Raw genomic sequence first — 9,886 nt, 5'->3', positions numbered from 1 at the left:
TAATTCACTGTACTGGTTCTCTTTTTTGTACACGATACCTAGTTTACCTCTTGTCCTGCCTTAAGTAAACCGTATTGTACTATAAGGAGGGAAAGTCAATGATAAAGTTTGCTCTAGGTCACTACACCGATTTTAAATTGCCCAGCAACTCAATTATTCCAGAGCAATTAAAGCAAACACTTCAGACGGTTTGGGACAGAAAATATGACGATTTATACGAACGAGGTGGAAAGTGCAATGTAGAAGAAGCTTTTGTAGAAGTAATGACGGCTTTTGGAATGCCTGATGATGCAATATCCCATCAGCGATACGTCTATATGGCTTATGGAATAGCATTAGCAGCTAAACCGACCATTAAACATTACTTTCCTGAAGAACACAAGGCTGATATCGTTGAAGGAATTGTATCTTGTTGGCTGAAGGATGGTTGTGAAATCCCAGAAACTTGGGCAGATACCTTGTTTCCTAATATCAACAAAATAGGAAAATATCAAGCTACTGACGAAGCTTATAATATTTTCTACGGCTTGCTGCAAACACTCAACAGCAAAACAGCCTATAATGCCATCTTAGATATTATGTATGATGCCATTACTGGTGATGCCATTTCTGGTTTTACTGAAGCCAGACGAGATATGTTTAATTGGTGGTTGATTGAGGTGATTCCTGCTGCCTATTGTTTAAAGTTGCCATCTACTTTATATTCAGGGAAATGGGATTTTCCGCCGCTGAGTAAGCTTGCGTAATTAATGTGCATAAATCAACCAAATAATCAATCAGGTACTCTCAAACCTTTGACTTTTTGACCTTTCTCATCCTCCTTCAACCCCTTACACTGCACCAAAACCCCAAATCCTCCCAAACCCATCGGATCGATCAATTGATGCAACGCTTCCCTGCGGCGCAAAAACGTTGTCAAATCCAATACTTCTGCATCATTTGCAGACAGAGAAGCAATTCGATCGCCCACACCCAATATCATTAAAAACAAAGCCTGCTGAGTAAAACCCATTACCTCCAAATCGCACAATTCCCCTTGTTTTTCCAGCGCCGTAAAATCAGCATGGGCTGTTAAATCCTGCCGCCCCACGTTAATATAAGGATTGCTGTGATAGCGGTGGCGGTAATAACATTGCAGCGTTCCCTCTGTGCGTCTCGGATTGTAATAGCGGTGCGCCGGATGTCCGTAATCAATTGTTAATAGATAACCGCGCTGCAATTTTTTGGCAACTGTTTCAATCCAGTCTAAAGCTGCTAAATTGACTTCGCTGCGATAACCATCTGCATAGACGGTCGCGGACAAATCTATTCCGACTAAATCAAAATATTCAGGAATTTTAGGGTTTGAAAGTTCTCCGGCTACTTCAATAAACTTGCTTCCAGATTCTTTGTTTTGTTCTTCGGCTGCGGCAACGTAAATCTCCCTAATTTGCCCTTTTTCTAAAATAAACTGATGCACGGGAAAAGCATCGACTAATTCGTTAGAAAAAAAGCAGCCGACGATAGAGTTATTAGCTATTTCATCCCAATTGCACCACTTTACTATTTTGAATTCGGCTAATTGTCGCTGCTGTTGTGCAAGCAAAACGGGCGAAATTTCAACAATAATGTATTCTAAGCTTTTAAATAAATCGGGATATTTTAGTTGCAAATATTGCAGCAAATGTGCGGCAAATGTTCCCCGCCCAGCGCCCATTTCTACGATCGCAAAAGTATCAGGTTTACCGAGAATTTGCCACATTTCCACAAATTGCTCGCCCAAAACTTCGGCAAAATCAGCACTCCAATGAGGTGAGGTGATAAAATCGCCTTGTTTGCCGATGTTTGGTCGATCGCCATTATAGTAACCATACTGCGGGTGATATAATGCTAAATCCATGTATTCCGCAAAGGTTATGCGCTGCTGCGGAGTGGCTGCAATTCTTTCGCTGATTAAAGCGCAGAGTTCTGGGTTACTGTCATTGATATTTGATTGCTGGACTGTCATAATTAAATTAAGGTTGATGTTATTTTATTTATGAAATAAAGATTTTTTTAACCGCAGAGGGCGCAGAGGACACAGAGGATGAGGGAAGAGAGAAATATTGATGTTCTGCAATTTTTTTTATCCTAGAGTAAGCTAGTTTGGACAACGTTATCGCTCTCACTTTTAAATATTGAACTATCAGACTTAACCCCTATTTTTAGCTGAAGTCCCAAAGCATCCAGCAACGCCACCAACAGATAAACTTCATCTCCTCCTGTTTTTGAGAGCAAATTTGTTAACTTTTCATAGTCCAACTTAGCTACATCTGAAAGATGAATTACACCCCCGCGAGCCTCAACCATATTGCTAAGTGCTAGTGACAAGAGTTCAGCTTCTACATTTTTTTCTTCCAAAATCGCCTCGATATAAGCAGCCGCCGCTTCAGGTTTTTTGAGGAATTCCATCAAGTCGTCTTGGTAATTTACACTTTTAAGCATTGTCTCGACTCCTGTAATCTATCCAATATTCAATAGCTTTACGAATATCTCGATCTTGAGTGCTTTTATCTCCACCGCAGAGTATGAGAACAATCGTTTGCTCTATTTGTCCAAAGTAGACGCGGTAGCCGGGGCCCCAGTCAATTTTTAATTCAAAAACACCGGCTCCAACTGAGCGAAAGTCTCCCAAATTTCCGAGCTTAATTCTGTCTAGTCTCCCGCGAATCTTGGCTTCAGCTTTGAGATCTCGAAGAGCTTTTAACCATTCTGTAAAAGGAATTTGGCCGTCTGGTGTGACGTAACGCTGAATTTCTTTTGGTTGAGCTTCCATAATTTATAATAGCCGATCGCCATCTGCAACAAAGTAGCGATCGCACTCCTTAGCAAGTAGCCAAAAAATACGATCGCCCTTTTGCTTCTACCGATCGACCGAACCCATGATAATATCGATACTACCCAGGATAGCCACCAAGTCCGCAATCTTTACACCGCGCACGATGTGGGGCAAAATCTGCAAATTATTGAAATCAGCAGCCCGAATCTTCCAGCGCCAAGGAAACACGCTGTCATCGCCGATAATATAGATTCCTAACTCACCCTTACCGCTTTCAACCCGCACGTAATGTTCGCCCTTGGGAATTTTGAAAGTTGGCGCTACTTTTTTGCCAATAAACTGATAGTCGAAACTGTTCCACTCAGATTTTGGGCCGCTTTCTAAGCGCTTGGCTTCCAAGTTTTCGTAAGGGCCGCCGGGGAGTCCTTTCAAGGCTTGATAGAGGATTTTAACTGACTCGCGCATCTCCCGAATTCGGACTAAGTACCGGGCTAAACAATCGCCAGCAGCTTCGGTGCAAACATCCCACTCGAAGTCGTCATAACATTCGTAATGGTCAACTTTCCGCAAATCCCAATTGACGCCGGAACCGCGCAACATCGGGCCCGATAGTCCCCAGTTAATCGCTTCGGCGCGGGAAATTGTACCCAAACCTTCAATCCGGCGGCGGAAGATAGGGTTGTTGGTGATTAAACGTTCGTATTCGTCAATTTTTGGCAGGAAGTAATCGCAGAAATCTTCGCATTTGTCTACCCAGCCGTAGGGTAAATCTGCTGCTACTCCGCCGATGCGGAAGTAGTTGTTGTTTACCATGCGGTAGCCGGTGGCTGCTTCCCACAAATCGAGAATTGGTTCGCGATCGCGCATAGTATAGAAAAATGGAGTTTGCGCGCCCACGTCCGCCAAAAACGGCCCTACCCACATCAAGTGGTTCGCAATTCGGTTCAACTCCAGCATGATTACCCGAATGTAACTCGCCCGTTTGGGGACAGCAATATTGGCTAACTTTTCCGGTGCATTGACTGTCACCGCTTCGTTAAACATCCCCGCAGCGTAGTCCCAGCGGCTGACGTAGGGCACGTACATCACGTTGGTGCGGTTTTCGGCAATTTTTTCCATGCCGCGGTGCAGATAGCCTAAAACAGGCTCGCAGTCTACTACATCTTCGCCGTCCAGGGTGACAATTAACCGCAGTACCCCGTGCATGGATGGGTGGTGCGGGCCCATGTTGAGCACCATTGGTTCGGTTCTTGTCTCAATTCTTGACATAATTGATAATTAATGATTGGTAATTAGTCAGTCTATTGTTGATTTTTGTTTCGCTTGTATAGATTATGAAGGATATCGAGCCGTCTGAGAAGGAGACTCCTGAATCAGATGTGAGTATTGAGGCTTATCACGTTTCTGTTTTGGCCACCGAGTTAATTGCGGGTTTAGCGGTGCGTCCGGGTGGGCGCTATTTGGATGCGACGCTTGGGGGCGGCGGACACACGAGTTTGATTTTAGCGGCGGCGGCTGATGTGAGTGTGGTGGCGATCGATCGCGACGAAGAAGCCATCCGTTTTTGCAAAGCCCGATTTGCCAACGATCCCGTCGAGTTTTGGCACGGCAATTTTGCTGAATATCAGTCTCCTGATGCCGAATTTGATGGTATTATAGCAGACTTGGGCGTTAGCTCGGCTCAGTTCGATACACCGGAACGAGGCTTTAGTTTTCGCCACCCTGCTCAACTAGATATGCGTATGAATCAGCAGCAATCTTTGACGGCAGAAGAGATTATCAATCACTGGGAAGAAGTTAAACTGGCAGATATTATTTACAAGTACGGTGAGGAACGACTGTCGCGGCGCATCGCGAGGCGGATTGTCGCACAACGTCCTTTTGAAACTACTACAGAACTCGCAGGGGCGATCGCTAGCAGCTTCCCACCCAAGCAGCGCAACGGTAGAATCCATCCCGCCACCCGCACTTTCCAAGCTTTGAGGATAGCCGTCAACTCCGAACTCGCTTCTTTAGACACTTTTCTCAAGGAAGCGCCAAATTGGTTGAAACCCGGTGGGAGAATCGGAATTATTACTTTTCACAGCCTCGAAGACAGACCGGTTAAGCACCAATTGAGAGCAACAGACTGTTTGCAGGTACTGACAAAAAAGCCGATCGTGCCACAATCGGAAGAAGTAGCTAGAAATCCCCGCTCTCGTTCTGCTAAGCTCAGACTGGCAGAAAAATTAACTTGATTCGGCAGCAAGGAAAGTCAAGCACGAGCTCCAAACCAAGGCGAAGTCTGGTAAGACCGAGCCCGGATGCAAGTTCCGAACTTCCTTGTGGTATCACTAAACATGGCACTGACCTATAAAACCCGAAGCCCTCACGCAGATTCGGCTCCGCTGAATCAGAAGAGGGTATTTGACAAGCTAGTTTTAGACCTGATTAATTCGCCTAGGAGTAGGGAATAACATGAGTCGGGGAGATGGAAGCAAACTGAAACTAATGGTAGTCGATGACGAACCCGACAACTTGGATTTGCTGTACCGGACGTTTCGACGCGATTTTCAGGTTTACAAAGCAGATAGCGCTCTCAGCGCCCTGGAAGTTCTAGACGCACAGGGCGAGATGGCGGTGATTATATCTGACCAGCGGATGCCTGAAATGAATGGCACCGAGTTTTTGGGGAAAACAGTCGATCGCTTTCCTGATACGATTCGGATTCTGCTGACTGGATACACAGATGTTGAAGATTTGGTTGAGGCTATTAACGCTGGTCAAGTTTTCAAGTACATCACCAAACCGTGGAATCCGGAAGAACTGAAATCAGTTATCAATCAAGCGTCAGAAACTTACAAATACTACAAGCAGCGCAGCGTTTCACTGCGCCGCGCTTTACGCAAAGAATCTCTGTTTAATGAGGTGATGAGCGTGATTCGCGGGTCGCTAGATTACTCTAGTATGGTACAAACTATTGTTCAAACCGTAGGTCAAACTTTTGAGGCCAACTATTGTATGCTGCGGCCAGTAGATGGCGATCGACTATTACCGAGTACCTTTCCCTACCAAGCCCAAACCACCGAACCCAGCAGCTTTTCTTTTGATGAAAATTTGCTGGTTCAGGCCGTAGCTAGCCGCCAAACTCAAGTCAACGCCAACAGTGGGGGTGACGGTAACTCGGTTGAGATTGCTGTACCTCTGACTTATCAGCAAGATTTGCTGGGGATACTGGCTCTGTGTCAGCAAGGCGGGACTAATCCTTGGTCGGCAGAAGATATAGAGTTAATAGAAGGTGTGGCGGCTCAAGCGGCTCTCGCCCTCTCCCAAGCTAAGCTCTACCAGCGCACTCTGGATTTAGCCCAGCAGATGCAAAATGAGTTGGAAGTGGCTCGCCAAATCCAAACAAACTTGTTGCGCCAAAGTTGGCCGGATTTTGAAACTGTCAGGGTGCAAGCTTGTTGTTATCCTGCACGCGCAGTGGGTGGCGACTTTTTTGAAGTCTATGTCCACTCGCAAGGGGATATTTGGATAGCGGTGGGTGATGTTTCGGGTAAGGGCGTTCCGGCTGCTCTATTTATGGCTAGCGCGATTTCGGTGATGCGGCGAGAACTTTCTCAAGAAGTTTCTCCTGAACCCGATCGAGTTATGCAGAATATGAATAGCACTATGTCTGACGACCTGATCGGCAACAACCATTTTATTACAATGGTTGTAGCTCGTTACACTCCGTCAACGGGACACTTGGCTTTTGCTAATGCCGGTCACATTTACCCGATTGTTTGGTCGAATTCTGACGTGAAAGCTCAGACTGCTAGCGGTTTAACGCCAGCAGAGCCGAATTTCCTGAAAGCTCGCGGCATTCCCTTGGGGATACTGCCAGTTTGGAAAGGTAAAGCCGGTGCTATCGACTTAAAGTCAGGAGATGTTTTTCTGCTGACGAGTGACGGGATTACTGAAGCTAGCGTGACCACTGCGGCGATCGCAGGGGGCGAACCAACCCGTTCTATGCTACAACAAGAAGGGCTTTGGCAACTCTTGATTGAGGAGCCTGGTTCCATCAACTTGGACAATTTGTTGGCCTACATCCGAGCTGACAATCCCGTTCAGGAAGATGACCAAACCATACTCTCTCTGGAGGTTCTCTGAATCTGTCAGCAACTCCCGACTTTTAGTCGGGGCTTCGGGTCTCAAAAACCCAAAGCCTCAGTTGACAGCTTACAGATTACCAGATGGGACTGGGCGATCCTCTTCGTTGGCGTAGCTCCCGTAGGGCGGGCTTCGCTAACGGCAAAAGTTACAGAACTAGCGCCTCAAAGCCTAACTCTTAACTGATGCTTTTTGATCGATGCTTTCAAAAAAAGTCTATTGGATCGATCGCCCGGTATTGAGTACCCTCCATGTAGCGGCAAATATTAACGCCAAATAAATTCGGCGCATCGTATTTCATCCCTGGTCTGAAAACACAGGATTTCTAAACTTACAGGATTTTTTTATGAATACTGAGCTTCAGGTACCAAGCGACTTGCGGTTTTTAACAATTGTTGAAAATTGGTTGCTAAGCAGTTTGGAAGTTGAGCTAGGAGAGCACATCGATTGGCCGCGTCAGTCGAATCGTTTGCGCTTGGTGTTAGCAGAAGCCTATTCTAACGTGATCCGCCATGCTCACAAAGATCAACCCAACTTACCCGTGTTAATTCGCTTGAATTTAAAAAATCGGGATATTGGTTTAGAAATTTGGGATTACGGTAAAGGTTACGAAATGGATACTTACAGTCCTCCGAGACCGGAAGCTAAACAGGAAAGTGGCTATGGCTGGCTGATTATGAGCAGACTTATGGATCGCGTGGACTACAGTTTGCAACTAGACGGTCGCAACTGTCTGAAGTTGGAAGCTAGTTTGCCAGAAAAATCTTCTTAATTAGCTGTTAGTGATTAGTGATTAGTCATTAGTTATTAGTGATTAGTCATTAGTGATTGACAATGTTTTTTGATTTTAGTGGTTGTCTGTCGCACCGTGCGGTGACAGCCAATTTTTTGTGAAGTCTCGTCCCTCTCTAAGAGACTATAAATTTGTTAGCACACTCGTAGATGCAGAAATACCGAAGAAACCGGGTTTTTTTACCATTGGTGGCGCTTCAGCACAGATTTGGGTGAAAAACCCGGTTTCTGCCTGAATTGGCCACAAATACCAAAGAAACCGGGTTTTTATAATTTGATTGCGGTAGCATTCTTACCAATTAGCAATTGCCAATTGCCAATTACCAATCACCAATTGCCAATCAGTCCCTCACTCCTTTGAACATTCCTATATTAAGGATCAAATTTCTTAGGCCGCAGACTGAGCAATTCTTGGGGAGACGCTAATAGTTTGACGGTGACAGAAAGGATTTCTTGCTGATGATTAAGTAGGAACACCCATCCGACATTAATCCCAAATGCGGCAGTTTGCACTCGGCCGCTGACCTGAATTTCAACTGTGTCATTTTCTAAAATTTTGCTTACACTTTGCTGGGGTTCGAGCTGCATTCCTCGCGCTTCTGTTTTTAGATAAGTGGCGATCGAGCTTTTACCGATAATTGGCTCTTCAAACGGCGCGTGCAGAACTCCGTCCTCAGCAAACAAATTAGTGGTCGCTGCAAAATCGCCCGCGTTGAAAGTTTCAAAATATCCCTGTACCGCAGGCTTTGTGAGGCCGGCCATATTTATAGAGCGAGTTAAAATAGGTCGAGTTGTGGCGGTCATAAAAGAAGTGATTGCAAATGAATGAATATACTCTAATCATTCTCTTTTGCCCAGCAAATCCCTCAAAAGATATAAGTAGGGTGAGGATAAATTATATTACAAAAGGAATAAGCCGCGATACCGATCGCAGCTAAAAGAGCGATCGACCGAAATTAATATTATTTTAAAAAAAGTATACAATTGTAGACCCGCGCTCCAAACCCTTATACAGTCAGTAATTGCCAATTATAAAATCTTCAACGCGAAAATCAAAAATAGTAAAAACCCAGACACCAGAAGGCATCTGGGTTTCTGCACCAGTCTGTTTTACTGAAGCCAACCAGAATATTCTATTTGCGCATCAGGTTGAGCAATTCTTTAGGAGATGCCAACAAGTCGATCGCCACAAAGAAAATTTGACCTTGAGGATCAAGCATAAACCGCCATGCGATGTTCATACCCACATTCGCGCCGAACCAAGGAGTTTCGACTTTGCCGGTAACTTTGACTTGGCGGTAGCCATCTTCTGCGGGCTCCGATACACCTTGTTCGGGCATCATTTTCAGTCCGATACACTCTTCCCGCATATAGTTGAGGATGGCTTCGCGACCGACGATCGGCTTTTGGAAAGGCGGTTGTAGGGCACCTTCTTCAGCAAATAAACCGACGGCTGGGGTGAAGTCGAAGGCGTTCATGTAGTCGATGTAGCTGAGCACTGTCAGCTCGCTGATACCCTCAATCTTGGTTTTCACCCGCTCTGCGGCCGCGGTGGGAGTGCTGCGAGGAGCCGAGCGTTTGCCGTATTCTTGGCTGAAATCGGGGTCGTAGCCCATGTGAACTACGGTGTTACGCAGTACAGTAATTTGCTGACCCGGATCGAGTTTCTTGATGGTTTCAAGAACTTTGGTGGCTTCGGCAGACATTTGATAGCCTGCGGGGATCGGAGCGACAGCGCCCTGTTTCATCAACTGTCCCAACTCGTACCAGAAACCGAGTTTGGTGTTGACGCGCAGGGATGTGTAAATCCGGCCGATGGTGGTGTCGGCGTTGCTGGCGAGGTCAAACATGGTTTTGCTTTGAGCATCCGGCGACATCTGCTTGATTTCGTTCAGGACGCCTTCGACAAGCGCCATGCTGGCTACTCCCGGAGCTGCTGCGGTGATGGAAATGCCCATTTCGGTGTAGGCATACCAGAGTAGTGCGAGTTGGTCTTCAACGCTGAGTTTGTAGAACGAGTCCGTGGTAGCCGGAACAGCGCTAGCAATCTCGGTGTTGGAGAAAATAGATTGAGCGGATTGAATACTAACTGCCATGTATATACTTTGGGATTCGCTGTGGGTTTTACTTGCGTATTTGAAATGTGCGAATCTAACTCTCCCTTAA

The 9,886-nt window shown here is 45.9% G+C and carries 10 protein-coding genes; 4 read left to right on the top strand and 6 right to left on the bottom strand.

What is annotated here, in order from left to right; genetic code table 11:
* Positions 1–98: 98 nt before the first annotated feature.
* On the top strand, positions 99–746 hold the full coding sequence (locus tag QUB52_RS18230) for a hypothetical protein (RefSeq protein ID WP_332974316.1): 648 nt from the start codon (positions 99–101) through the stop codon (positions 744–746).
* 26 nt (positions 747–772) lie between these two features.
* Here QUB52_RS18230 and QUB52_RS18225 read toward each other — a convergent pair whose 3' ends face one another.
* From QUB52_RS18225 to QUB52_RS18210, 4 genes are all read right to left on the bottom strand, one after another.
* Positions 773–1,987, bottom strand: coding sequence for a class I SAM-dependent methyltransferase (locus tag QUB52_RS18225; protein WP_332974317.1), 1,215 nt, complete (start codon positions 1,985–1,987; stop codon positions 773–775).
* Between the two features lie 122 nt (positions 1,988–2,109).
* The gene (locus QUB52_RS18220) at positions 2,110–2,463 is read right to left on the bottom strand and encodes a helix-turn-helix domain-containing transcriptional regulator (protein ID WP_265233869.1); all 354 of its coding nucleotides are present in this window, start codon (positions 2,461–2,463) and stop codon (positions 2,110–2,112) included.
* Positions 2,456–2,794, bottom strand: coding sequence for a type II toxin-antitoxin system RelE/ParE family toxin (locus QUB52_RS18215; protein ID WP_265233870.1), 339 nt, complete (start codon positions 2,792–2,794; stop codon positions 2,456–2,458). The genes QUB52_RS18220 and QUB52_RS18215 overlap by 8 nt, the downstream gene beginning before the upstream one ends.
* Before the next feature lie 87 nt (positions 2,795–2,881).
* The gene (locus tag QUB52_RS18210; protein WP_265233871.1) at positions 2,882–4,066 is read right to left on the bottom strand and encodes an NAD(P)H-quinone oxidoreductase subunit H; all 1,185 of its coding nucleotides are present in this window, start codon (positions 4,064–4,066) and stop codon (positions 2,882–2,884) included.
* A 65-nt stretch (positions 4,067–4,131) separates the two neighbouring features.
* Between QUB52_RS18210 and rsmH the strand changes: the two genes are divergently transcribed.
* The 3 genes from rsmH (at position 4,132) to QUB52_RS18195 (ending at position 7,700) form a co-directional block, all read left to right on the top strand.
* Positions 4,132–5,034 (top strand): 16S rRNA (cytosine(1402)-N(4))-methyltransferase RsmH, encoded by a 903-nt coding sequence (gene rsmH, locus QUB52_RS18205; protein WP_265233872.1) that lies wholly within the window; start codon positions 4,132–4,134, stop codon positions 5,032–5,034.
* A gap of 220 nt (positions 5,035–5,254) precedes the next feature.
* Positions 5,255–6,928, top strand: a complete 1,674-nt coding sequence (locus QUB52_RS18200) for a SpoIIE family protein phosphatase (RefSeq protein ID WP_265233873.1) — start codon at positions 5,255–5,257, stop codon at positions 6,926–6,928.
* 346 nt (positions 6,929–7,274) lie between these two features.
* On the top strand, positions 7,275–7,700 hold the full coding sequence (locus tag QUB52_RS18195) for an ATP-binding protein (protein WP_265233874.1): 426 nt from the start codon (positions 7,275–7,277) through the stop codon (positions 7,698–7,700).
* A gap of 392 nt (positions 7,701–8,092) precedes the next feature.
* Here the strand turns inward: QUB52_RS18195 and QUB52_RS18190 are convergent, their stop codons facing one another.
* On the bottom strand, positions 8,093–8,524 hold the full coding sequence (locus QUB52_RS18190) for a nuclear transport factor 2 family protein (protein ID WP_265233875.1): 432 nt from the start codon (positions 8,522–8,524) through the stop codon (positions 8,093–8,095).
* Positions 8,525–8,853: 329 nt separating this feature from the next.
* Positions 8,854–9,816 (bottom strand): orange carotenoid protein N-terminal domain-containing protein, encoded by a 963-nt coding sequence (locus tag QUB52_RS18185; protein WP_265233876.1) that lies wholly within the window; start codon positions 9,814–9,816, stop codon positions 8,854–8,856.
* Positions 9,817–9,886: the final 70 nt, after the last annotated feature.

This window comes from Microcoleus sp. A6-C6 (assembly GCF_036705955.1).
Classification (GTDB): domain Bacteria; phylum Cyanobacteriota; class Cyanobacteriia; order Cyanobacteriales; family Microcoleaceae; genus Microcoleus.
Note: the sequence above shows the minus strand (reverse complement) of the source record. Positions and strands in the feature narration are given on the sequence as shown.

Coding starts and splice junctions, on each gene's coding strand:
- QUB52_RS18230 (WP_332974316.1), top strand. CDS start 99: ATGATAAAGTTTGCTCTAGGTCACTACACCGATTTTAAATTGCCCAGC.
- QUB52_RS18225 (WP_332974317.1), bottom strand. CDS start 1,987: ATGACAGTCCAGCAATCAAATATCAATGACAGTAACCCAGAACTCTGC.
- QUB52_RS18220 (WP_265233869.1), bottom strand. CDS start 2,463: ATGCTTAAAAGTGTAAATTACCAAGACGACTTGATGGAATTCCTCAAA.
- QUB52_RS18215 (WP_265233870.1), bottom strand. CDS start 2,794: ATGGAAGCTCAACCAAAAGAAATTCAGCGTTACGTCACACCAGACGGC.
- QUB52_RS18210 (WP_265233871.1), bottom strand. CDS start 4,066: ATGTCAAGAATTGAGACAAGAACCGAACCAATGGTGCTCAACATGGGC.
- rsmH (WP_265233872.1), top strand. CDS start 4,132: ATGAAGGATATCGAGCCGTCTGAGAAGGAGACTCCTGAATCAGATGTG.
- QUB52_RS18200 (WP_265233873.1), top strand. CDS start 5,255: ATGAGTCGGGGAGATGGAAGCAAACTGAAACTAATGGTAGTCGATGAC.
- QUB52_RS18195 (WP_265233874.1), top strand. CDS start 7,275: ATGAATACTGAGCTTCAGGTACCAAGCGACTTGCGGTTTTTAACAATT.
- QUB52_RS18190 (WP_265233875.1), bottom strand. CDS start 8,524: ATGACCGCCACAACTCGACCTATTTTAACTCGCTCTATAAATATGGCC.
- QUB52_RS18185 (WP_265233876.1), bottom strand. CDS start 9,816: ATGGCAGTTAGTATTCAATCCGCTCAATCTATTTTCTCCAACACCGAG.